A 24,393-nucleotide genomic window follows, 5' to 3' on the forward strand; every position below is an offset into this window, starting at 1 on the left:
GGCGCGGCGCGTGTCCTGCCCGATGCCGTGGACACGGGCGCGGTTCGGGCGAACACCGGCTGTCCGCGATCCCCCAAGCGCACCCGCACTCTACTCCCGCCCTCCGACAGCGGACGGTGCTGTCACGGCACCTCCTCGTACGGCTCGCGCAGCGCGGTCTGCACCAGCCGCGACGAACCGCCGCGGGTCACCCACTTGCCGCGTCCGGGGGGCTGGCTGGCGGCGTAGACCCGGGGCAGGATCTGGCCCTCGCTCCGGTCGCCGGACATCACCAGGGCGCTCGTGCCGATCTCGCGCATGGCCTGCACCAGCGGGTCGTACATTCCGCGCCCCGCACCGGCCACCCGGCGCGCCACCACGAAGTGCAGGCCGATGTCGCGGCCGTTGGGCACGAACGGGACGAACGGAGCCAGCGGCTTCTGTCCCGCCGTGGTGAGCACGTCGTAGTCGTCGGCGAGCACCACGATGCGCGGGCCCTTGAACGAGCCCGGTTCCAGGGAGTCCACGTCCCCGTCCTCGGGAAGGCGGCCCTCGACCTCCTTGGCCACGCCGCCCGCCAGCCCCGCGCACACGCGGGGGTTGCTCGCGTACCCGCCCATGTACTCCTCGGGCACCACGCCCCGCAGGGTCCGGCGCGGGTCCATCACAGCGAAGACCACCTCGTCGGAGGAGTAGCGCGCCACGAGGCCCTCGGCGACCAGCCGCAGCAGGTTGGTCTTGCCGCACTCCCCGTCGCCCATGACGAGCAGGTTCTGGTCCCGCTCGAACAGGTCGAGCAGCACCGGTTCCAGGGCGCGCTCGTCCACGCCGACCGGTACCGCCTTGGGCTCGGACTCCGCCGTGGGCAGGGTCCGGGCGGACAGCCGGTGCGGCAGGATCCGCACCTGGGGCGCACGCGTGCCCCGCCAGGCCCGGTCCACCGCGCGCACGGCCTTCTCCACGACCTCGCCCAGGTTGTCGTCGTCGGCCACCCCGTCGAACCGGGGCAGCGCCGCCTGGCCGAACAGCTCGCCGTCGGTCAGCACCCGGCCGGGTGTCCTGGCGCTGATCGTCTCCGAGAGCTTGCGGTCGATCGTGGAGTCCGAGGCGTCGTTGAGGTGCAGCTCCACCTTCTGCCCGAAGTTGGACTGGGCGGCGATGCGCACGTCGTTCCAGCGCAGCATCCCGGCCACCACGTGGACGCCGAACCCGCCGCCGCGCTGGAGCAGTTCGGTCACGATCGGGTCGATGTCCTCGAAGTCCTTGCGCAGCGCGCCGAAGCCGTCCACGACGAACACCACGTCGGCGCTGGCCAGCTCGGGGACCTCGCCGCGCGCGTGCATCCGGCGCAGCTGGGCGACCGAGTCGATCCCGCGCTCGCGGAACACCGTCTGGCGGTGTTCGAGCATGCCCTGGACCTCCTCCACCGTGCGGCGCACACGTTCGGCGTCGGTGCGCACCGCCACGCCGCCCACGTGCGGCAGCGCCGCCAGGGACTGCATCCCGCCGCCCATGAGGTCCAGGCAGTACACGGCCGCCTGGGCGGGGGTGTGCGTGAGCGCCAGCGACAGCACCAGCGTGCGCAGCAGGGTGGTCTTGCCGCTCTGCGGGCCGCCGATGATCGCGGCGTGGCCGCCGGACGCGGTCAGGTCGAGCTTCCACACGCCCTGCCACTGCTTGGCGGCGTCGTCCAGCAGGCCGAGCGGCACGCGCATCGCCTCGTGCTCGCCGGGCAGCCGCAGCCCGCGGCCGCCCTCCTCCGGCTCGCCCGCCACCGCGTCCAGCGTGGTCGCGGACGGCAGGGGCGGCAGCCAGATCTCCCGGGTCCGCTCGCCGTGCCTGCCGAACTGGCCGACCATGACGTCCAGCAGGGTCGGGCCCACCGTGCGGGAGGGCATGGGCACGTCCTCGCCGGAGGACCCGGAGGCGGCGGCCGCCACCGGCTCGGCGTCGGCGTTGTAGGCGGTGTAGCGGCGCACCGACGGGGCTCCCTCGGCGGGCTCCTCCTCCGCCACCGGGCCGCGGTAGGCGCCGGAGACGTACCCCGCCTTGAAGCGCTGGTAGACGCTGGTGTCCACCTTCAGGTAGCCGAACCCGGGCAGGGAGGGCAGGTGGAAGGCGTCGGGGGTGTTGAGGACCGTGCGGCTCTCCTCCTCGGAGAAGGTGCGCAGGCCCAGCCGGTAGGACAGGTAGGTGTCCAGGCCGCGCAGCTTGCCGCCCTCGATGCGCTGGCTGGACAGCAGCAGGTGCACGCCGATGCTGCGCCCGATGCGGCCGATGGACAGGAACAGTTCGATGAAGTCGGGGCGGGCGGTGAGCAGCTCGCCGAACTCGTCGATGATCACCAGCAGGTGCGGCAGCGGCGGCAGGCTCGGGTCGTGCTCGCGCTTGTAGGTGTAGTCGCCGATGTTGGACACGTTCCCGGCGTCGCGCAGCACCTGCTGACGGCGCTGCACCTCGCCGGACAGGCTCGCGTACACGCGCTCGATCAGCGCGGCGTCGTCCTCCAGGTTGGTGATCACCCCGGCCACGTGCGGCATGTCCTCGAACGGGGCGAACGTGGCGCCGCCCTTGTAGTCGACCAGGACCATGCTCACCCGCTCGGGCGGATGCGAGGCGGCCAGCGCCAGCACGAGGGTGCGCAGCATCTCGCTCTTGCCCGAACCGGTGGCGCCCACGCACAGGCCGTGCGGACCCATGCCCAGCTGCGCGGACTCCTTGAGGTCCAGCACCACGGGCTGGCCCATGTCGTCCACGCCGATGGGCACGCGCAGGAACGCCCGCTCGCTGCGCGGCGCCCACAGGCGCGGCACGTCCATGGAACCGGGGTCATGGACGCCCATCATCGCGGGGAAGTCGACGCTGCCGCCCTCCTGGGCCGTCTCCTCGACCGACTCCGGGGACAGGCGCAGCGGGGCCAGCATGCGGGCCAGACCGGTGAGGGTGGCGCCGGAGACGTCGTCCACGGTGCCGGTGGTGACCACGGGGTCGGCGCCGCGCAGCTCCTCGACGCGGACCTGGTCGCCGGTGACCGTGACGCGCACGTTCACGTCGCTGGGCTCGTCGATCTGGCGGGACACCAGGTGCAGGACGGTGACGCCCAGGTCGACGGGGTCCACGGCGTGGTCGGGCCGGACCAGTTCGGCGGCCACGTCGCCGTGGGTGTCGTGGACGACCAGGAGCCTGCGCAGCATCCGGTACGCCTCGCGCTTGCCCATGCCCCGGCGGACCTCGGAGGCGAAGTCGGTGCGCGAGCGCAGCTCGTCCGCGAGCAGGCCGCCCAGCTTGACCGGGTCGGGGGCGATCAGGCGGACGGCGGCGCCGCCCTCACGGCGCTGCGGGTCCAGGACCTGGGGCAGCCACGGCAGCCAGGACCACTCATCGGCCCTGTCCGCGGGGTAGGACACCGCCAACCCGGCGTCCTCGGGGGCGTGGAAGGCGCCGAACTGGGCGGCGAGGGCGCGCACCACGCGCATCACGTCCTCGCGCTCGCCGATCACGCTGACGTTCCCGGCCATGTCCAGGGGCAGGGTCAGCGGCATCTCGGGGACCGAGGCGAACCGCCGGATGGCGGCCTGCGCCTCGGAGAGCATGAACGGGTCGGTGGGCATGAGGGCGGTGCCCTGTTCGGCGAGCCGCAGGGGGCGGCCCTCGGTCAGGCCGGTGCCCACCCGCACCCGCAGGAAGTCGCGGTGCCTGCGGCGGCGCTCCCAGAGCCGGGTGGGGTCGCGGATGACGTCGTACAGGGCCTCGGGCGGCGGGTCGAGCAGCCGGGCGTGGGCGCGGGTGCCCTGTTCCCAGGCGGTGAGCTCCTCGCGCAGTTCCTCCAGGTACTGCAGGTACAGCTCGCGCTGGTTGCGGCGCTGCCGGGCGACCTGGCCGCGCCGGGAGAAGAGCATGACCACGGCGGCGAGGAGGGCGACCACGAGGAGGACGCCGCCCAGCGCGATGAAGGCCGGGTTGCGCATCACCATCATGATGGTCATCGACGCCAGCATGCCGACCATCGGCAGGATGGTCATCAGCGGGTTGCCCTGGGCGTTGCCGTCGGGCAGGGTCGGCGGGGCCTCCACCTCGTGCGGTTCCTGCACCGGAGTGGGATGCACGGTTCGTGTCGGCCGGTGCACGACGCGAAGGCTCATCGGCTTTCCTCTCGGCGCAGGGGCGGGGAGACGAGGGCGCGGGCTGCGCGGGGGCGGAAAAATCCTATCGAAGACGGTGTCGGAGGGGCTTTCCGCCTGTGGACGGCCCCTGCGGGCGCCCGGCCGCGCGCACGGCCGCGCGCACGGCCGGGTCCGCGGGTCAGCCCGCGCGGGCGCCGTCGGGGTGCAGGTGGTCCATGAGCTCGCGGAAGCGCTGCCAGCCGTCCGGCTCGGTGCCGTCCCCGACCCGGTACCAGACCGAGGGCGTGAGCGGCGGTCCGAACGGCACCCCTCGCACGGGAGCGGACAGCGCCCGGTCGGTGCCGATCGAGGAGACGCCCTCCACCCCGACGGCCAGGCCGACCGGCAGGGGGAGGCCGTACCAGCGCGGCTGGTGGGTCAGGTCCGGACGCCCGGCGGCGCGCCGCACCGTCATGGTCCGCAGCACGTCGCGTTCGGTGAGTGTACGGACCACCGACGACAGGGCGTCCAGGTCGTGCTCCTCGCCCGCGGGCCGGGCCACCGCGAACGAGACGCTCTCCCGCACCCCGTGCGCGGTGCGCGCCACCCGCTGGGTGCCGCTGAAGGGGAGCACGCCCTCCTCGCGCACGCCCTCGGGAGGGCCGGTGAACACGAACCAGGTCTGTCCGGGCGCGCGTTCGCGGCACAGCCGGGTCAGCGCCGTCCGGTCCCACTCCTGGGGGAGGGGTTCGCTGGTGCCCCAGAGCGCGGGGGCGCGGCCGCCCAGGCGCTCGGCGAGCAGTTCGGCGGCCTCGCCCAGGACCAGGCCGTTGTCCGCGGGGTGCTCCGCCTTCAGTTCGACGAGCAGGTGGGAGCCGGTCTCCTCCGCCTCCGCCGCCCGGGCGCGGAACGCCTCGTGCGGCCCGTCCTCGCCCCTGGCGCTCCGGTCCAGGACGAAGGCCTCCCGTTCGTCCCAGACCAGGGGCACCCCGGAGAACCCGTCGTAGTAGGCGCCGTCGGGGGCCTGGACAACCCAGCGGGCGGTGGGGCCGGCCAGCACCGAGTGCAGGGCGTGGGTGAGGCGGCTGGTGGAGGGGGTGACGACCTGGAGCCGCCGGCCCTCGCGCCCGTGGGCGGCGACGGTGTCCACGATCCAGGGGGACATGGGGACCAGGGGGCGGTCCTGCACCACCACCGCGGCCTTGTCGGTGCGGGCGGTGACGGCGGGGTGGTCGGTGGAGCCGTCCAGGAAGGCGTCGCCGCGGGAGAGCCGCGGCTGGGGCTCCCACACGACTCCGCCGAGCCTGTCCGCGAGGTGGCGGACGAACCGGCCGACGGCCCCGGCGGTGTCGGTGTCCGCGAGTTCGGCGCCGCGCGCCTCCACCCAGTAGGGCTGGGCGGGCAGGTCGTCGACCACGCCGTCGGCCAGGAGCCGTTCGGCCTCGGCGGACAGGGCAAGGCGCTGGGCCGCCTGCACGGCGGCGACCAGGCGGCCCCCGGAGTCGAGCAGTTCGACCACGGCGCCGTCGGCCGCGAACCGGACCCGAAGGTCCGGTCCGGCGGCGACCAGGGCCCTGGTCAGGGCGCGCCGGTCGGGAGGGCCGGCCAGGAGGGCGACCGCGTCGTGGCTCAAGGGATCTCCTCAACACTCCGGGGGAGGACGGTACCGGAAGGGTGGGATCCCGGGCGCGCCCGCGGGGTTCGCTCCCGGGGCGCCGTTTCCCGGGCGGTCGCGGGGCGCCCCGCGCATCGGAACGCCGTGGCACGGGGCCGCGCGCACGTCGCGGGTGCGGTCACCAGTCCCCGCGACCCCGTTCGGAGCCGCGGCCGGGTAACGGTGGAGGGGCTCCGGCCGGTGCCGGGACCGCGTTCGGATTGGCCGGATACGGCCACGCGCCGACGGAGGGAAGGGGAGCGGCCGCGTCCGGGGCACCCGCCCCGGAGGACCCGGTGAGTGAACGGGCCCGGCCGGTCCGCCGCAGGTGTCCGCGCCGTTCACCGGCCGCCGTCCACAGGCGCGGATCATCCCTGGGCCTACGTCAGAGGCCACTTGTATGATGCAGATCCTCCCCTATGAGGGGATCCAGTCCGTTGCCCGGTCGCGGATCTTCCTCCGAACCACGGGCACTCCGCGTGCGTCCTCCCCCACGGGAGGCGAACAGCCTCGCGAGGACCCCCGAGGAAAGCAGGTGAAAAGTTGTCACGTTGGCAGATCGGCGACAGCACCCTGACCACCCTGTCCCAGAGCACCGGCACCACCGGTGACGAGCTGAGCAGCCTCATCCAGCAACTCGTCCAGGCCGCCGAGCCCCTGTCCGGCAAGTTCGACGGCGCGGGCAAGGCCGCGTTCGACTCCTTCAAGCTCAGGGCCGACGGCATCACCGCGGACCTGCGCGCGGGCCTCGGCTCCATCCAGGAGGGCCAGGGCGGCATGAACGCCGCGTTCGTCACCGGTGACCAGACCATGGCCGACGACGCGAACCAGAGCATGGGCTCGGCCAACTTCGACGCCGCCAAGTTCCGCTGATCCCCTGACCCCCCGTAAGGAGCGTCCATGAGCAACAACGCCTACGACCTCGGTGCCTCCCAGGAGGTCCAGGGCAACATCCAGTCGATCACCAACCGCCTCGAGACCCTGATCGGCGAGCACGACACCGACGTCAGCCAGGCCATGGCCGAGTTCGAGGCCACCGGCGTGTCCGAGGAGTACAGCGCCAAGGAGCTCAAGTGGCACAACGCCGGTAACGAGGTCCGCGAGATCATCCGGCTCGTGCGCGAGACGCTGTCCACCAACGACTCCACCGCCCAGGAGACCCTCAGCCGCGCCAACAGCGCGGTCATGAACATCTGATCGCGCCCGGGCACGGGACACGCACGAGAGGCAGTGAGGAGCACGGTTGGCACGCGACTACGACAGTCAGCTGCTGGAGTCCGTCGCCGTGCGCCGACAGCGCCTGCGCGAGGCGGTGCTCTTCGGCGGCCAGCGCACCAGGCGCCGCCTGGACGAGAACTTCGGCAAGGTGGCGATCAGCGCCTGCCTCGCCGCGGTCATCTGCGGCGGCACCGTCGGCTGGTCCTTCGTCAGCAACCAGCTCAGCGCCCAGCGGGTGGAGCAGGAGCAGCAGGCGTCGGGACCGGCCAACAACGCCGTCCCGCCCATGCCGGGAGACTGGGTCGGCGCGCAGGTCACGCTCGACGACCTGCGCGAGGAGCTGGACGCGGCCGGGGTCCCCGGGAGCCTGTACGTGCTCCCGGGCGACCCCCGACCCGAGCCCGGGACCCTCGACAGCTACTACCTGCTCAGCCAGGACGCGGAGGGCTACCTGTCCGCCGCCGTCATGGACTTCGACCAGGGCCGCACCGGACCCGAGTTCACCACCGAGGACGAGGCGGCCCGCTGGCTCTACCAGGAACTGGCCACCACCGAGCCCGAGCCGACCGTCCTCACCCAGGCAGAGGAGCGGCGGACCGACGAGGCCGCGGCGGAGCTGGTCACCACGGTGCGCGAGAGTCTGCGGGAGCGCAGCGGCGGTTCCTACCTGCACGGGCTCGCGGTCGGCGACGTCGTGGACGCCTTCGGCCAGGAGAGCGGCCGCTACCTGTTCCCCGACGGCACCTCCTTCGGTGAGCGCGGTCTGCCCGACCACGCCCGCACCGGCCCCGACGGCGAGGACCTCTACCACCGCTACCGGGTCATCCACCCCTTCCAGGTGAGCGCGACCAGCGCCCCCGCGAGCGCGGAGCACCCCGGCGGCGGCGTCCGCTTCACCCTCGACACGGCCGGGTTCACCGAGGTACCCGCCGTTCCGACGATCCGCTGGCTCATCGGCAACGGCTACCTGGAGCGCATCGCCGTCAGCGACGTGCCCGGCTAGGCGCGGCGCCGCAAGCCCCCTCGCCGACCGGCTGGAGGGCACGACCGAACCCCGGGACCCGGACCCCGGACCCGAGAGCGGTGGCCAGGGCCACCGGTGACGCAGGAGCGAGGATGGGAAGGCAATGACCGCTTGGAGCCGCGTGACCCTCGTCGGCGAGGAGCGCAGGGTCGACGCCGTCCTGCCCTCGGGCGAGCCCGTGGGCGCGCTCATGACCGAGGTGCTCGACCTCCTCGGCGACCAGGTGGAGAACCCCGCCAGACTGCGGCACCTGGTGACCGCCTCCGGGATCGTCCTGGAGGGCGACACCACGCTCGCGGAACGGCAGATCACCGACGGCGCGGTGCTGCGGCTGGTCCGGGCGGAGGAACCGGTGCCCGCCCCGGTGGTGCACGAGGTTCCCGAGGCGGTCTCGATGGCCCTGGACGACCACCAGGGGCGCTGGAACCCGGTGGCGGCCCGCTGGACCGCCACCGTCTCACTGGTCGCCCTCGCCGTGGGCGCGGCCTGGATCGTGCAGGGGCACTTCTCCGGCAACGGCGGCCTCGTCGGACTGGCCGCGGTCGCCGCGGTGCTGGTGGCGGCGGGCGCTTCGATCGGCCCGACCTGGCGGGAACCCCTGGGCACGGCGCTGGCGATCAGCGGCGCCGCGGTCGGCGGACTGGCCCTGTGGCTGGCCTGCGACCAGCTCGGCTGGCCCGAGTGGGCCCGCTGGGGCGGCGGTGCCGCCCTGGTCGCGGGCCTGGTCCTGCTGCTCGGGCTCACGTCGGGCCTGGGCAGGGGCGGTCTGACCGGCGGCGGTGTCGGGCTCGCCCTGGCGTCCGTGTGGTCGGTGGGCGCGGCGCTGGGCCTGCCCGCCTACCAGGTCGCCGTCGTCATGGCGGTGGCCTGCGTGGTGCTGCTGAGCCTGCTGCTCCGCCTGGCGCTGATGTTCTCCGGACTGGCGGTCCTGGACGACCGGCGCAGCTCCGGGGACGCGGTGACCCGGAGCGACGTGCTCACCTCGGTTGCGGGTGCCCACCGGAGCCTGGTGATCGCCACGATCGCGGTGGCGGTGTCCGCGGCCACGGCGGGGATCGGCCTGGCCACCCACTTCGACTGGTGGACGGCGGGGCTGTCGGTGGTGCTCGCCCTGGTGGTGGCCAGCCGGGCCCGGCTGTTCCCGCTGGTCGCGCAGAAGTCGGTGCTCATCGCCGCGAGCCTCGTGGTGCTGGTGGCCTTCCTGCTCGCCTGGGCCGAGGCCGTGCCCTGGGGGGTGTGGCCCGCGCTGGGGATCGCGGTCGCGGTGGCGGCCGTTCCCGCGGTGGTGCTGTCGATCGAGCAGCCCGAGCACGTGCGGGCGCGGCTGCGCGGGGTCACCAGCAGGTTCGAGGCGGTGGCCGTCGTCGTACTGGTGCCCCTGGCGATCGGCGCGTTCGGCACCTTCCAGCGCCTCCTCACGACCTTCTGAGCGGGGGGACGATGAACGCCTCACAGACGCGGGCCCCGGGCGGGGCCTCCCAGGCCGGAGCCGCTCCGGCCGCCTCCGGGACGCGCCCGGTGCGCGGCGACCGCTGGGTGCGCCGCGTCGGCCGGGCGGCGCTGCGCCCGTTCCGGGCGGCGGACGAGGTGGCCGACACCATCGAGCTGGGGAGGCGGTTGCAGCGCCCCACCTCGACCGGGCGCCGGATCGTCGTGGACGACCTGGGTTCGGGCGCCGACGCGTCGGTGGTGACCGCGCTGGTCGCCCGCTCGCTGGCGCACTTCCGCCACGACCGGGTGCTGGCCGTGGACGCCACCGGCCGGGCGCCGTCGCTGGCCGAGCGGCTGGGCCTGGACGAGCCCGGCGACCTGGACGGGGTGGACTCCGCCGGCTTCGAGTCGGTGCGGGCCAGTCTCGGCGAGGCCAACGAGCGCCTGTGGACGGTGCGGGCCGCCCCGGACGGGGCCGGGGCCTACATGTCCGGGCTGCTGCCGATCTCCCGGTTCTTCGGAGTGACCCTCGTGGCCGGTGAGTCGGGCGGTGCGTTCGTGGAGGCCGTCGGCGGGGCCGCCCACGCACGGGTGCGCGTGGTCCGCGCGACCCGGGAGGCCGCGATCCGGGTCGGGCGCGAGCTGGACCTGCTGGTCGCGGGCGACAGACAGGACGAGGTACGGCGGACCGTGGTGGTCGTCTTCGACGAACGGCGGCGTGAGGACCGGGGGTTCGACGTGGCCCGCACGACCGGGATCATCGCGGAGAGCGGTGCGGCCGTCATCGTCCTGCCGCACGACCGGCACCTGGCCCAGGGCACGGTCGTGCGCCCCGGGTTCATCCGTGAGGCCACCCACCGGGCCGTTCAGCTGGTGGCGGCCGAGGCGCTGGACCGTTCGGTGGACGGCGCCGGGCCGGTCCGTGCCCGCGTCGAAGGAGGGGAGTAGCCGTGGAGCAGCGACCCGAGCCGGAGCGGGGAACGCCTTCCGGGGAGCAGGAGACCCGGGACGAGCGCGACGGCCGGGGGAACCCGGTCGCGCCGCCGGACGCCGGGAACCCGACCGGCTGGCGGCCGGGGGCTCCCGCGCACGGGGACCCCGCTCAGGGAGATCGGCAGCAGGCGCCGGGGGGCGGACCGGGACGGTACGCCGGGCCGGTGCACGGCCAGCCCGCCCCTTCCGGCGGCCACGACGCCCGGCAGCGGGGGAGCGGCGCGGTGCCGAGCGGTCCGCGGCGGCCCGCCGCCGGTCAGGGTTTCCCGGGTGGGGGTGCGGTGCCCAGCGGGCCGCAGCCCTCTCCGGGCGGGCAGCCTCCCCAAGGTCCGCAGGGGCCGCCGAGCGGTCCGCAGCGGCCCGGCGCCGACCAGGGCCCTCCGAGCGGCCCCCAGCACGCGTACGGCCAGCGGGGCGGGCCCAGCGGCCCGCAGCCAGCCCCGTCCGGCGGCTGGTTCCCCGACGCGCCCGGACACGGCCAGGGCACCCCGCCCGGCGGTGTGCCGGGCTATCCGGGACCGGGAGCGCTTCCTCCGACGCCCTACGCCGTCGAGCCGCCGAGGCCGCACGAGCCGACCGGCCCCAACCGGGCGCCCTGGGCGGGCCGCTCCGGGCCGCAACGGCCCCCCACCCCGCCCGGCGGAACGGCGACGCCGCGCACCTTCGCGCAGGACTCGATAGCCGAGGCCTTCCTGTCGGGGACGCCCATGCCCGCACCGGCGACCCAGCAGCCTCCGGTACCTCCCGAGCAACCCCAGCAGCCTCAGGGGCCCCAGCCGTACGGGCACGGCCCAACGCAGAGCCCGCCGGAACAGCGGACATCCTGGTCGCAGCCGTCGCAGCCGTCGCAGCGGCCACAGCCCCCGCCGCATCCGGGGCAGCAGGCGCCATGGCAGCCGCGGCCGGATCCGGCCGCGCCCGCGGACCGGAGCGCGTCGGTCGCGCCTCCCGCGACCCCGTCGGCCCCCTCGCGGCCGGAGCCGCCGCGCGGACAGGAGCGGACGGACGGCCGGAGACCGCCGGGCGGACGGGAAGCGCCGCCGCACGGGGGCACGCCCTCCGGCTCCCGGCCCCGGGAGGAGCTCCCGCCCGCCCGCGCCTGGTTCGGTACCACCCCCTCCGCCGAGGCGTCGCGCCCGCCGGTACCTCCCGGCGCGACCCGCGAGCCCCGGCGGGTCGGTCCGCCGCGCCCGGCGGACCCCGTGACCGTCAACCCCGGAGGCGGGGGGGACTCACCGGACCCGGACGCGGAGGAGACGGACGTCTTCCTGGTCATGGGCGCCGACCGGCGCGCCCGCAAGACGCGGGAGGAGGGCCTGGAGACCCCGCGGGCCGGGGAGGACCCGGGCTCACCGGAGACCTCAACGGCCTCGGAGACCTCACCGGACCCGGTCGCCCCCCAGGCCGCGCGGGAGCACGGCCCTGCGCTCCACCAGGGCGTCTCCCCGTCCGCATCCGAGCCGGAGGCGGCGGAGCCCAGCGGCCCGGAGGGAACCGATCCCCCTGCCGAGGGCCCCGAACCCGCGCTCCCCGACACGGACACCGCGCGCGTCCAGGCCCCGCCGCCCGTGGACCCGGCCGACTCCCGCAGCGCTCCCGGCCCGGTCGCCTCCGTGCCGGGCGCCGGGACGGGGGAGCCCCGTCCGGAGGACTCCGAGACCGCCGACCCCGCCCGGCCCACGGATGTGCCCCCCGAGGCGGGCGCCGCCGTCAGCGGACCCGCGCCGCAGGAGGCCGGTTCCGCGGAGGCCACCGGACGCCCCTCGCCGAGCGCCTGGCGGGAGTCCGCTCCTACCGGAGCCGGGGAGGCGGAGCAGGCCGCTCCGTACTTCACCTACGGCGGCCGGTCACCGGAGCCCGCCGGGTTCCCGGACATTCCGGCCGCGCCCTACGCGGGCGCGGGGCAGCCGGAACCCGGTCGCAGCGTCCTGCGCGCCGAGGGCCGCGTGGACCCGCCGACCCCGTACGCCCCGGCCCCGTACGCCCCGGCCGCGAAACCCCCGTCCACCGAGGCCCCGGCACAGGCCCCCTCGGCGCAGTCCTCCTCGGCGCTGGGAATCGAGTCCTGGATCGACGCCGTGGGCCACGGACGCACTCCCGTGCAGGGCGGATACGAGCAGAGGATCGCCGCCGTGAGGAGCGTTCCGGCCTCCCCTTGGCGCCGGGCCGTCTTCACGGTGACCGGAGGACGCCTCAACCTGGGATGAACCCGTGGTCGGGTGGCGGCAGGGGGAGGCGCGCCCGCCTCCCCTTGCGGACGCGCCTCCGGAGACGCCGTACGGCGCCCCCCATCCGCCGGGCCGGTTCACGGGCCGCCCTTCCACGGGCCAGAGAACCCGGACAACCCGGTCCGGCGGGCGCCGACCGTCCGGGTCCGTCCCCTCGGCGAAGCACCGGTCCGGTCGGCTCGGCCGTCCCGCGCCGGGCCGCTCAGGCCGGGGCCTCGCGGCGCTGGGACGGCGTCCTCAGGTCATCTCCTCTCCTCCAGCTCCCCGATCAGGGCCATCGCCTCCCCGTGGCTGGCGGGCAGGGGCACCGTCCACACGGCCGCCCCGTGCTCCCAGCAGGTCCCCCGGCGCAGCGCGTCCAGTTCGCCGTCCAGGTCCGCGGACTCGGGGGCCACCACCGCGATCCGCCCCCGGGCCAGCAGGCACACCGACTCCCCGCGCGTGAAGAACCCGCGCAGTTCGTGGCCGAGCACGATCAACCGCGCGGTGCGCCGCCACGGGTCGATCCCCGGGTCCAGCGCCACGACCACGAACCGGTGCCCCGAGGCGGGCGGCGCCCCGTCTCCGGTGTGCCGGTACAGCTCACCGAGCCGGGTCCGCAGGTACTCCGCGGTGGCCAGGCCGGTCAGCGGGTCCTGGCAGGTGTCCCAGCCGCGCCCCGCGTCCGCCCACCCCTCGGCCAGCGCCCGGACCAGGACCGGCGGCGGGCTCCGCCAGCCCGCCACCGAGGTGAACGCCGACAGGTCGTCCAGGCTCTGCCCGATCCCCACCCCCGAACGCGCCCGCGCCCCGCCCAGGAGACCGCAGGGACCGGCCAGGTCGTCCCCCGACGCGAATGCCCCGCACACCGCGTCCACGGCGGGCGTCCACCAGCTCTCGGGCGGGTCCCACCCCGCCTCCCGGCTCCGCCGGCCCCACGGCGCGCGCAGTTCCCGGGCACGGGCCGTACGGTCGCGCGTCCCGGTCCTCACCTCGGCATCTCCCATGGCGTCGCTCCCGTCCGTCGGTCCTGCCGCGGAGGCGGGTCCGCGTCCGCTCGGCGCGTTCCGTCCTCCCTCACCCCTGATTACGGAGATCGGTGGCGGCTGTGACGCGAATGCGGGATATTTTTCGAGCACGTGTCCTCCAGCGCCGGACGGGGGCTCCTCCCCGGGTCGCGGCGCGCACTCCCCAGAAAGGACGCCGGGTGAACGACGTCCCCGACGATCACACAGAGACTCTGGTCGGTGACGGTGAGTTGATTCAGTGGGTGCGGAACGGCGACACCGGCGCCTACGCCACCCTCTACGAGCGCCACGCCGCGGCGGCGCGCGGACTGGCCCGGCAACTGCTGCGCGGCGAGGCGGAGGTGGAGGACGCCGCCGCCGAGGCGTTCACCCGCGTGCTCAGCGTCATCCAGCGCGGAGGGGGGCCGCAGGACTCCTTCCGCCCCTACCTGCTCACCGCCGTTCGCAACGCCGCCTACGACCGGGGGCGCGGGGAGAGGCGACAGGTCGTCACCGACGACATGGAGAGCCTCGTCCCCGGTCAGCCCTTCGTCGACCCCGCGCTGGAGGGACTGGAGCGCTCCCTCATCGCCCGGGCCTTCCTCTCCCTCCCCGAGCGCTGGCAGTCGGTGCTCTGGCACACCGAGATCGAGGGGGCCAAACCGGCCGAGGTCGCGGACGTGCTCGGCATGAAGCCGAACGGCGTCGCAGCCCTCGCCTACCGGGCGCGGGAGGGCCTGCGGCAGGCGTACCTGCAGATGCACCTGGCGGGCGGGAACGCCGCCGAGGCCTGCCGCCCGACCCTCGGCCTGCTCGGCGCCCACGTCAGAGAGGGGCTGTCCAGGCGCGACACGGCCAAGGTCGACAGGCACATGGACGGCTGCGCCGACTGCCGCGCGGTCTACGCCGAGCTGGCCGACGTCAACGTCGGCCTGCGCGGCGTCGTCCTGCCGCTGGTGGCGGGCGCGGGGGCGGCGGGCTACCTCTCCGCCACCCCGGCCGGGGGCGCCTGGTGGGGGAGGATGTCGCGCCGCCAGCAGCAGGCGGCGGCCGGAGGCACGGCGGCGGCCGGTGTGGCGGTCGCGGTCGCCCTGGCCCTGACCAGCGCGCCGGAACCGCTTCCCGAACAGCAGCCGCCCCCGGCGGCGGCCCCGTGGGAGCCTCCGGCGCCGCCCGCTCCGGAGGCACCCGGGCCCGCTCCGGACGCGCCGCCGCCCTCTCCTCCGGCCAACGACCGGCCGCGCCCCGAAGCGGACGAGCGGCCCGAGCCCGCCGAGCCGGTCCCGGCGGTGCCCCCCGCCGACGTACCGGAGGAGGAGGTGGCGCGGGAGCCGGGGCCGCGGTTCGCCGCGGGGATCGACCCGGTCGGCTCCCTGCTCCCGGACGGCGAGGGAATCATGGTCCTGGACGTCCGCAACATCGGCGGCGGCGCTGCCGAGGAGGTCGTCGCCCTGCTCACCCTGCCGCCGGGCGTGGAGATGGTCTCCTCCGGCGGTGCGGGCACCTCGCTTCCCACGGCGGCGGGGCACGGCGACTGGAGCTGCTCCGCGGGCAGCGGGGGAGGCCGGTGCGTCCACCCGGGGATGGCGGCGGGGGAGGACGGCACCCAGTTCATCGACGTGCGCGTGGCCCCGGACGCCGAGGTCGGGGTCCCGGCGGCGGTCTCGGTGTCCGCGGCGGGCGTGACCGCCGAGGCGACGGGGGAGCGGGGCGTGAGCGCGCAGGGCGTCGCGGCCCGCTACGCCACGGCGGGCCGGGTACGCGCCGAGAGCGTCGGCAACGCCCTGATGACCTGCGTCGAACCGGAGCGGACGGGCCGCTGGCCGTGGCCGTGGTGGGACTGGCCGTACGCCCCCGACCCGCGCCCGCCGGGCGCCGGGACCGAACCGCGCCCGGAGCCCTCTTCCGCTCCGGAGGCCCCCGCCTCCCCGAGCACGGAGCCGCCGGAAGCCGAGGCGACCGCGGAGGAGGATGTGGTCCCCGGTCAGCACGAGGGCGAAGGGGCTCCTGACGGTACAGCGGGTGCGCCGGACAACGATGTGCCCACGGAAACGGTGCGCGACCCGTTCTCCGTAGGCGCGGCGGGCCACGGTGTCCGCGGCCCGGCGACGGTGGCCCACGGCGCCACCGGAACCCACGACACCCCAGGATTCCACGACGCTCCCCGGGCACAGGACGGCCCCTGCGCCCGCGCCAGGCTGCGCCAGGGAACGCACCTGGACAACGACCACTGGACGATGGTCCCGCTGGACGCCGACGACGACCCCTCCACCACCTCCTCCAGTTCCGCGACCTGGGAGCTCCCCGAGGGCGGCCGGGTGCGCTGGGCGGGGCTCTACTTCTCCGGGACCGGGACGCCCGACTCCCCCTCCGTCCGGGTCAAGGGTCCGGGCATGGCGGACTACCGCACCGTCGAGGCCGCGGGCAACCGTGTCGCCGAGCTGCCCGGCTACCCCGCCTACCAGGCGTTCGCCGAGGTCACGGACCTGGTGCGGGCTCAGGGCGGCGGCCAGTGGTGGGTCGGCGACGCCCCCGTGCGGGAGGGCCGCGGCCACTACGCGGGCTGGAGCCTCGTGGTCGTGCTGGAGGACCCCCGGGTGGGCACCCGAAACCAGGTGATGGTCCTCGACGACACCCGGGTCTCCTTCCAGGGCGACGGGGGCGGCCCCTTCGCGGTGTCGGGCCTGCTGCCCGCCGCCGTACCCGCACGGATCGACGTGGTGGCCTGGGAGGGCGACCCCGACCTGGGAGGGGACCGGGTGACCGTGGACGGTGCGGCGGCGGCACCGGTCGGCGGCCACGGGCGGGCGGACAACGCGTTCACCGGGTCCGCCCGCGGCGCGGTGGGCGACCCGCTCGCGTTCGGCACCGACGTGGTCCGATTCGACTCAGTACTTGGCCGAGAAACGGACATCCGAATCCTGACGGAACAGGACGCCGTGATGGTGGGGGCGGTGGTCCTGACGGCTCCCATGCGTAGTTGAGGCACGGGGTTCCACCCACCCCGTCCGGGCCTGTCCGGCCGCTGCGCAGCCCCGGACCCCTCCGGAAAACCGCCTGTGCGTAGCAGTCCGATAACTCTGTGTATCCACAAGGGGCACGCAAAACCAGACAGACTTGGCTAGGCTGTGGCCCGGTCATGGACATGGCCCAGAGACAACAGGGAAGGGGGTCGGTGCCAGTGGACCGCTGCGCGTTGTTCGTTGACGCGGGGTACCTTCTCGCGGACGGCGCGATGGCAGTGCACGGAACCCGCAACCGGGACTCCGTCTCCTGGGACTACACCGGTCTCGTCCAGTTCCTCAACGAGGTCGCGCGGGACCGCACCGGCCTGCCGCTCCTGCGCTGCTACTGGTACGAGGCGGTCGCCGACGACCGGCGGACCCAGGAGCAGGACGGCATCGCCGACATCCCCGGTATCAAGTTCCGCGGCGCGCGGATAAGGCCCGGCCGCCGCGAGGGCGTCGAGGGCTACGTCCAGCGCGACCTCACCACGCTGGCCCGTACCGGCGTCCTGTGCGACGCCGTCCTGGTCAGCGGGGACGAGGACATGGCGCCGGTCGTCGCCGACGTACAGGACATGGGCGTGCGCGTCACCGTCGTGCACGTCTCCGTCGAGGGCAACTGGACCATCTCCCGGGCCCTGCGCCGCGAGTGCGACGACCTCATCGAGATCGGCGCGGGCCACCTGCGCCCGCACGTCAACCTGCTCTCCAGCGGCGGCTCCACCCAGGAGACCGCGGCCAAGACCACCACGCCGTTCTCCAACGGCCGCGCCCGCTCGGCGCCCGAGACCCCGAGGCAGCCCGTCGCGGCGGCGCAGCCCGGCGGCAACCGGGTGGAGTCGGCCTCCTCATCGGCCGTCGGCCTGGACGCGATGTTCGCCGGAACCGGCGGCCAGCCCGTCCCCCAGGGCAGCGCCATGGACCAGCTGCGCGCCATGCGCAGGTCCCTCGCCCAGCAGCGCGGCGGCGGGGACCACCTGGCCGGGCCGAACACGGACAACCAGCAGTCCGGCCCGATCGACGCCAACGGCTTCCCCTCCGGCGGCCAGGTCCCGCCGAACGTGGGCGGCAACGGCGCCTATCCGGGCGCCTCGATGACCGGGGGGCACCCGGCGCCGGGTGGCCAGGGGGGCTACCCCGTCACCGGGGGGCACCAGTCGCTGCGCGGGGCCGACCAGGGCGGCTACGGGCTGCCGGCGAGACAGGCACCGCCACCGCAGCAGCACATGACGGGGCCGCAGCAGTCCTTCGCCAGCGGAACCGGGCCACAGCAGTCCTTCTCCGGCGGGACCGGGCCGCAGCGCTCGTTCTCCCAGGAGGGGCAGCCCCTGCAACCGGGCCAGCACGGCCAACCGGGGCACGGCCAGCCGGGGCACGGCCAACCGGGGCACGGCCAACCGGGGCACGCGCCACCGCAGAGGAGCGCGCCGCCCCAGGACCCCAGGTTCGGCCCGGGGGACAACCCCGGTTTCGGGGGTGCGAACGACGCAAACCCTACCTATGGGACCAGTACGGAAACTGACACCGCTCAACGCGGTGGGGCGGCCCCCTCCTACGGGGGACCGCAGCCTACTGGTCCCGAACACGACAGCCGGTTCTCCACCGGCGACCACCGGGAACCGCGTCCCAGTCCTGGATATCCCCAGCAGACGCGTCCCGCCACGCATACCGTTGACGAAGCGGTGCATGTTGCGCACAAAGAAGGGAACGACTTCGCGGAGTCGATCGCCCGCGAGGCGCCCGCCCTGTGGGTCGAGGCCGTCCTCGCCCGCAGGCCCCGGATGCCCTCCGACCTGGAGGCGCGTCTGCTCCAGGGTTCCTCGCTGCCGATCGACCACCTGTTGCGTGACGAGGTCCGGGACGGACTGCGCCAGGGGTTCTGGCAGGCACTGGAGCGTGCCAGGCCCTGAGATCCTTGCGCGGGGAGTGCGAGTAGGTGATGGGGGCGATGCGGTTGACCCACGTGACGACGGCAGAACTCGACCGTTTGGAATTCCACGCCGTCCGGTCCGGTGAGCACGGACGGGTCGCCGCCCAGCTCATGGACCTGGCCAACCGGGTCGACGCCGGAAGCGAGATCTCCCGCGCGGAGCTGTTCGTGCGCGCGGGGGAGCAGTGGGAGATCGCCCAGGAGTTCGAGCGCGCCTGCTCGGCCTACCAGAGGGCGATCGACGACGGCGGCCCCACGGTGATCGACGCGCGAGCCCTCAGCGTCGGTGCGCTGCTGCAGTTGAACGAGGTCGGGTCGGCCTACGCCCACCTCAAACGCCTGGAGAACGAGGAGCCCCCGGGGCTCCAGACCTACATCCACGTCGCCGAGGCGCTGTACGCGCACGACGACCTGGAGGGCGCCGAGCGCTGGGCCACGGTCGGCGCGCACCGCTTCCTCGGGCTGGACTCCTCGCCCTACGTCCACGACCTGCTGCTGGAGCTGCTGCGGATCCGGTTCCGCGTCCGCGTCGACCTGGGCCTGGACGAGGACGACCTGGACCGGCGGCTCGACGCCGGGTGAGGGCCGCGCCGCGTTCGTCCGCCGCCGCGGCCGGCCCCGGCCGCGGTGAGTGAGGTTTCCGACGTTTCCCTTCCCGGTGGCCGCGACACGCCCGGGACGACCCCGCCCGGAGCGCTTTTCCGCGGCGCCCCGAAGCCGCGGCCGCACGACCGGGTACGCCAGGTTCCACGAAGCCGTGCGGCCCCCGTGCGCGGGCGTTGCGGGCCGACTGGGGCGGTGGCGCGGACGGGGCCTGGTGCGGGCGCCCCCGGCGACGACCTAGGCTGTGTCGGGCCGCCTCAGGGCCGCCCCGGCGGGGCGCTCAGCCCCCGCGCCGACGGGCCTCCCAGAGCCCCTCATACCACGCCTCCAGGGTGTGTTCGACAATCGTCGAAGAACCTGAGAAATCGATGACACGCCATCATCTTGCGGTGTTCCAACGCACCATCCCCTAGATGTAGTATCTCTCCCGCTGGTGGTTCACCCCTCGGGGTGAGGCAGAGGGGACCCGGTGCGAGCCGGGCCGTCCCCGCAGCGGTGAGTGGACGAAGAGGCCGTCACAGGTACCGGGAACCCCCGCGGAATCCCCAGTGCCGTGGTCCCCGCGCACCCGCCACCGGTGATGCACACCTGAGTGTGTGCCGACGACGGGGCTTCGAGAACGAGCCGCCGCGGCCCGCCGGCCGGACGACCGAGCGCACCCAGTGCGCCGGTCCGCCGGGAGCGCCGCGCGACCCTCGCTTCTCGTCCCCTCCCCGCCGGGACTCTTCTATCGAGGTTGGAGCCGCTGTATGACCCTTGACGTCGAGGCCGTGCCCGCATCCGTTCGGTCCAGCAGGGACGGCAACCCCCCCGCCGCCGTCGACCGGATCGAGCACGTCGTAGCCGAGGCCTGTGCGCGGCTCACCGGTGTTTCGGCGGAGAAGGTCCTCACCGAGGCCCGGCGCGGCTTCTACCCCGGCATCTCCGACGCCGAGGTGGAGCTCGCCCTGGTCATGGCCGCCCGCAGCTTCGTGGAGGTCGACCCGGACTACTCCTACGTGGCCGCCCGCCTGCTGCTGGACAAGCTGCGCCGCGAGGCCCTCACCTTCATCAGCGGTGCCCCCGACGCCGCCGGACAGTCCGAGATGGGCGAGCGCTACGCCGCCTACCTCGCCGCCTACGTCGGCCGCGGCATCGACCTCGGCCAGCTCGACCCGGCCCTGGCCAAGTTCGACCTGGCCCGCCTGGGCGCCGCGCTGCGCCCTGAGCGCGACGAGCAGTTCACCTTCCTGGGCATCCAGACCCTCTACGACCGCTACTTCCTGCACAGCGACGAGGTGCGCTACGAGCTGCCGCAGGCGTTCTTCATGCGGGTGGCGATGGGCCTGGCCCTCAACGAGGACGACCGCGAGGCCCGCGCCATCGAGTTCTACGAGCTGCTGTCCTCGTTCGACTTCATGGCCTCCACGCCCACCCTGTTCAACTCGGGCACCGTGCGGGCGCAGCTGTCCTCCTGCTTCCTCACCACCGTGGGCGACGACCTCCAGGCCATCTTCCACGGCATCAGCAACAACGCGATGCTGTCCAAGTACTCCGGCGGCCTCGGCAACGACTGGACCCCGGTGCGCGGCCTGGGCTCGCACATCCGCGGCACCAACGGCAAGAGCCAGGGCGTCGTGCCGTTCCTGAAGATCGCCAACGACACCGCCGTCGCGGTCAACCAGGGCGGCAAGCGCAAGGGCGCGGTGTGCGCCTACCTGGAGACCTGGCACATCGACATCGAGGAGTTCCTCGACCTCCGCAAGAACACCGGTGACGAGCGCCGCCGCACCCACGACATGAACACCGCGAACTGGGTTCCGGACCTGTTCATGCAGCGCGTGGAGCAGGGCGGCGACTGGACCCTGTTCTCGCCGGACGAGGTCCCCGACCTGCACGACAAGTACGGCGCCGAGTTCGCCGAGGCCTACGCCCACTACGAGGCCGAGGCCGCCGCGGGCCGGATCAAGGTCTCCAAGACCATCCCGGCCGTCGACCTGTGGCGGCGCATGCTGACCATGCTGTTCGAGACCGGGCACCCGTGGATCACCTTCAAGGACCCGTCCAACCTGCGCTCGCCGCAGCAGCACGTCGGCGTGGTGCACTCCTCCAACCTGTGCACCGAGATCACGCTGAACACCAGCGCCGACGAGGTCGCGGTCTGCAACCTGGGCTCGGTCAACCTGGCCCAGCACACGGGCCCGGACGGCCTGGACGCCGAGCGCCTGCGCCGCACCGTCCGCACCGCCGTGCGCATGCTCGACAACGTCATCGACGTGAACTTCTACACGATCCCCGAGGCGCGCCGCGCGAACATGCGCCACCGCCCCGTGGGTCTGGGCCTCATGGGCTTCCAGGACGCGCTGTTCAAGCTGCGCACCCCGTTCGCCTCCGACGGCGCGGTCTCCTTCGCCGACGAGAGCATGGAGCTGATCAGCTACTACGCCATCGAGGCCTCCATGGAGCTGGCCGCCGAGCGCGGCTCCTACGAGAGCTTCGAGGGCTCCCTGTGGAGCCGCGGCGTGCTGCCGATCGACTCGCTGCGCCTGCTGGCCGAGTCGCGCGACGGCGACCTGGACATGGACCGGGGCGAGACCCTGGACTGGGACTCGCTGCGCGAGCGCGTCAAGGCCACGGGCATGCGCAACTCCAACGTCATGGCCATCGCCCCGACCGCGACCATCGCCAACATCACCGGCGTGAGCCAGTCGATCGAGCCGGTCTACCGCAACCTGTACGTCAAGTCGAACATGTCCGGCGACTTCACCGTGGTCAACCCCTACCTGGTGCGCGACCTCAAGGCCCGCGGCCTGTGGGACGACGACATGGTCTCCGCGCTGAAGATGCACGACGGCAGCCTGGGCGCCATCGACCGCGTCCCGGCCGACCTCAAGGCCCTCTACGCCACCGCGTTCGAGGTGGACCCCGAGTGGCTGGTGGACGCCGGTTCGCGCCGCCAGAAGTGGATCGACCAGGCCCAGTCGCTGAACCTGTACATGGCGGCCCCCAGCGGCAGGAAGCTGGACTCGCTGTACCGCCGCGCGTGGCGCTCCGGTCTCAAGACCACCTACTACCTGCGTTCGCAGAGCGCCACCCACGTGGAGAAGAGCACGCTCAAGGGCACCGACGGCCGCCTCAACGCGGTCGCCGCGACCCCTGCCGCCCCCGCCGCCCCGGCCGCCTCGCCCGCGCCGAGCCCGGCCCCGGCTCCGACGCCGAGCCCCGCGCCCAGCCCGTCCCCGAGCCCGCAGCCCGTCACCGGCGGCGCGGCCGACGAGGACGAGTTCGAGATCATCGACGGCCAGGCCTGCTCGATCGACGACCCCGAGTGCGAGGCCTGCCAGTAGCACCGGCGGCCGCGCGCCCCGTGCGGCGGCCGGAGGGCGGGGGCGGCGTCGTGCCGCCCCCGCCCTCCCGGCGGGCCCCGGGCCGAGCAGGCGTCCGTCCCCTCCACCCAGCCACGACTCTTCCGGTACGTCCGGGGAACGGAAAAACCCCAGCATGACCGCAGTTTCCGAGAACAGCGCGAGCGCCACCAGCGGCCTCGGCGAGATCGAGCGCGACGCCGAGCGCGTCAACGTCGACGACAAGGCGATGATCAACGCCCGCGCCGACGTCAACCAGCTGCTCCCGCTCAAGTACACGTGGGCGTGGGAGAAGTACCTCGCGGGCTGCAACAACCACTGGATGCCCACCGAGGTCGCCATGCAGGCCGACATCGCGCTGTGGAAGTCCAGGGACGGGCTGACCGAGGACGAGCGCCTCATGCTCAAGCGCAACCTCGGCTTCTTCGCCACCGCCGAGTCGCTGGTGGCCAACAACATCGTGCTGGCCGTGTACCGGCAGCTCACCAACCCCGAGTGCCGCCAGTACCTGCTGCGCCAGGCCTTCGAGGAGGCGGTGCACACCCACACCTTCCAGTACATCTGCGAGAGCCTCGGCCTGGACGAGGGCGAGCTCTTCAACATGTACCGCGAGGTCCCCTCGATCACCGCCAAGGACGCCTGGGCGCTCAAGTACACGCAGAACCTGGAGAACCCGGAGTTCCGCACGGGCACCCCGGAGGCCGACCAGGCCTTCCTGCGCGACCTCGTGGCCTTCTACGTGATCTTCGAGGGCATGTGGTTCTACACCGGCTTCGCGCAGATCCTGTCGCTGGGCCGCCGCAACAAGATGGTCGGCATCGCCGAGCAGTACCAGTACATCCTGCGCGACGAGTCGATCCACCTGAACTTCGGCATCGACGTGATCAACCAGATCAAGATCGAGAACCCGCACCTGTGGAGCGAGGAGTTCCAGGCCGAGGTCCGGCAGATGCTCACCGAGGCCTGCGAGCTGGAGGTGGCCTACGGCCGCGAGACCATGCCGCGCGGCGTGCTCGGCCTCAACGCCGAGCTGTGCGAGAAGTACATGCACTTCATCACCGACCGCCGGGCCGAGCAGATCGGCCTGGCGCCCATCTTCGGTGAGACGGAGAACCCGTTCCCGTGGATGAGCGAGATGATGGACCTCCAGAAGGAGAAGAACTTCTTCGAGACCCGCGTCATCGAGTACCAGACCGGCGGCGGCCTGGACTGGGACTAGAGGAGCCGGAGGGCTCCCCTTCCGCCGGCGGTGGCCCGGGTCGTGGCGTGCGACCCGGGCCACCGCCGTGTGCGCTCAGCCCTTGTCCGACCGGGTCGTCCTGACGTTGAAGGCGGCCTCCGCGCTCCCCTCGACGACCACGGCCCCGGCCTCGGCGGTCGCGTTCACCCCGAACTCCACCTCGGTCCCCGAGGGGGCGATCGGGGAGGAGGACGGTTCCCGCAGCCGCAGCCGCAGCCGCAGCACGGACGGGTCGCGGCTGTCGGGCCCCGCCGACCACAGCCGGGTGTCGACGGCGGCCTCCCGCTCCCGGCCGTCGAAGGACTCGAGGCGCACGGTGGCGAGCGCGCCCGGATGCTCTTCCCCGCCCCCGTCGAGGCCGAGCGCGGCGTTGACGACGTGCGCGCACGTGGTCGGCAGGCCGGGGGGACAGGAGCACGGCACCGCCCACGGTGTCGTACCGGTCGAGCACACGCATCCGCCATGAGGGCTCGTCGGGTAGCGGACCACGCGGGTTGTGGGGGTGGCCACGTTCGGGAGACCTCCCCCGATGTCAACTCTTCCCGGAACGACTCGCCCCCGGGCAGCGGCGGGTCAAGAGGCATTGGAGCGGAGGGAACGGAGTTCCACGAGTGCTTTCTGCGGCGGAAGGGAGTTATGAGGACGAGCGTGGGAA

15 protein-coding genes are annotated in these 24,393 nt (G+C 74.0%); 11 read left to right on the forward strand and 4 right to left on the reverse strand.

What is annotated here, in order from left to right; all coding sequences use genetic code 11:
* Window positions 1–122 precede the first annotated feature (122 nt).
* Both eccCa and KGD83_RS02035 read right to left on the reverse strand, forming a co-directional pair.
* Window positions 123–4,121 (reverse strand): type VII secretion protein EccCa, encoded by a 3,999-nt coding sequence (eccCa, locus tag KGD83_RS02030; RefSeq protein ID WP_212642263.1) that lies wholly within the window; start codon window positions 4,119–4,121, stop codon window positions 123–125.
* 160 nt (window positions 4,122–4,281) lie between these two features.
* The gene (locus KGD83_RS02035; protein ID WP_212642264.1) at window positions 4,282–5,715 is read right to left on the reverse strand and encodes a DUF6177 family protein; all 1,434 of its coding nucleotides are present in this window, start codon (window positions 5,713–5,715) and stop codon (window positions 4,282–4,284) included.
* Between the two features lie 564 nt (window positions 5,716–6,279).
* On the opposite strand from KGD83_RS02035, the gene KGD83_RS02040 reads away from it, so the two are divergent.
* The 6 genes from KGD83_RS02040 to KGD83_RS02065 all read left to right on the forward strand — a co-directional run bounded on the left by KGD83_RS02040 (window position 6,280) and on the right by KGD83_RS02065 (window position 12,609).
* A complete protein-coding gene (locus KGD83_RS02040) occupies window positions 6,280–6,609 on the forward strand; it encodes a hypothetical protein (protein WP_212642265.1) in 330 nt (109 codons plus the stop codon).
* A gap of 27 nt (window positions 6,610–6,636) precedes the next feature.
* Window positions 6,637–6,933: a pore-forming ESAT-6 family protein gene (locus KGD83_RS02045; RefSeq protein WP_013155612.1), complete on the forward strand. Its 297-nt coding sequence runs from the start codon at window positions 6,637–6,639 to the stop codon at window positions 6,931–6,933.
* 46 nt (window positions 6,934–6,979) lie between these two features.
* Window positions 6,980–7,957 (forward strand): TNT domain-containing protein, encoded by a 978-nt coding sequence (locus KGD83_RS02050; protein ID WP_212642266.1) that lies wholly within the window; start codon window positions 6,980–6,982, stop codon window positions 7,955–7,957.
* A gap of 124 nt (window positions 7,958–8,081) precedes the next feature.
* Entirely contained in the window at window positions 8,082–9,407 is a 1,326-nt protein-coding gene (eccD, locus tag KGD83_RS02055; protein ID WP_212642267.1) for a type VII secretion integral membrane protein EccD, read from the forward strand.
* A gap of 11 nt (window positions 9,408–9,418) precedes the next feature.
* On the forward strand, window positions 9,419–10,357 hold the full coding sequence (locus KGD83_RS02060; RefSeq protein ID WP_212642268.1) for an ATPase: 939 nt from the start codon (window positions 9,419–9,421) through the stop codon (window positions 10,355–10,357).
* Between the two features lie 1,247 nt (window positions 10,358–11,604).
* Window positions 11,605–12,609 (forward strand): hypothetical protein, encoded by a 1,005-nt coding sequence (locus KGD83_RS02065; RefSeq protein WP_212642269.1) that lies wholly within the window; start codon window positions 11,605–11,607, stop codon window positions 12,607–12,609.
* Window positions 12,610–12,872: 263 nt separating this feature from the next.
* Here the strand turns inward: KGD83_RS02065 and KGD83_RS02070 are convergent, their stop codons facing one another.
* A complete protein-coding gene (locus KGD83_RS02070; protein WP_212642270.1) occupies window positions 12,873–13,616 on the reverse strand; it encodes a hypothetical protein in 744 nt (247 codons plus the stop codon).
* A 200-nt stretch (window positions 13,617–13,816) separates the two neighbouring features.
* Between KGD83_RS02070 and KGD83_RS28920 the strand changes: the two genes are divergently transcribed.
* The 5 genes from KGD83_RS28920 to KGD83_RS02095 all read left to right on the forward strand — a co-directional run bounded on the left by KGD83_RS28920 (window position 13,817) and on the right by KGD83_RS02095 (window position 23,717).
* Window positions 13,817–16,600 (forward strand): sigma-70 family RNA polymerase sigma factor, encoded by a 2,784-nt coding sequence (locus KGD83_RS28920; protein WP_212642271.1) that lies wholly within the window; start codon window positions 13,817–13,819, stop codon window positions 16,598–16,600.
* Between the two features lie 197 nt (window positions 16,601–16,797).
* A complete protein-coding gene (locus KGD83_RS02080; protein WP_212644231.1) occupies window positions 16,798–18,531 on the forward strand; it encodes an NYN domain-containing protein in 1,734 nt (577 codons plus the stop codon).
* Window positions 18,532–18,560: 29 nt separating this feature from the next.
* Window positions 18,561–19,133, forward strand: coding sequence for a tetratricopeptide repeat protein (locus KGD83_RS02085; RefSeq protein ID WP_212644232.1), 573 nt, complete (start codon window positions 18,561–18,563; stop codon window positions 19,131–19,133).
* A 770-nt stretch (window positions 19,134–19,903) separates the two neighbouring features.
* Window positions 19,904–22,480 (forward strand): ribonucleoside-diphosphate reductase subunit alpha, encoded by a 2,577-nt coding sequence (locus KGD83_RS02090; protein WP_212642272.1) that lies wholly within the window; start codon window positions 19,904–19,906, stop codon window positions 22,478–22,480.
* 154 nt (window positions 22,481–22,634) lie between these two features.
* Window positions 22,635–23,717, forward strand: a complete 1,083-nt coding sequence (locus KGD83_RS02095) for a ribonucleotide-diphosphate reductase subunit beta (RefSeq protein ID WP_013155602.1) — start codon at window positions 22,635–22,637, stop codon at window positions 23,715–23,717.
* Between the two features lie 75 nt (window positions 23,718–23,792).
* Here KGD83_RS02095 and KGD83_RS28420 read toward each other — a convergent pair whose 3' ends face one another.
* The gene (locus tag KGD83_RS28420; protein ID WP_249352083.1) at window positions 23,793–24,248 is read right to left on the reverse strand and encodes a CU044_2847 family protein; all 456 of its coding nucleotides are present in this window, start codon (window positions 24,246–24,248) and stop codon (window positions 23,793–23,795) included.
* Window positions 24,249–24,393 lie beyond the last annotated feature (145 nt).

The organism is Nocardiopsis akebiae (assembly GCF_018316795.1).
Classification (GTDB): Bacteria; Actinomycetota; Actinomycetes; order Streptosporangiales; family Streptosporangiaceae; genus Nocardiopsis; species Nocardiopsis dassonvillei.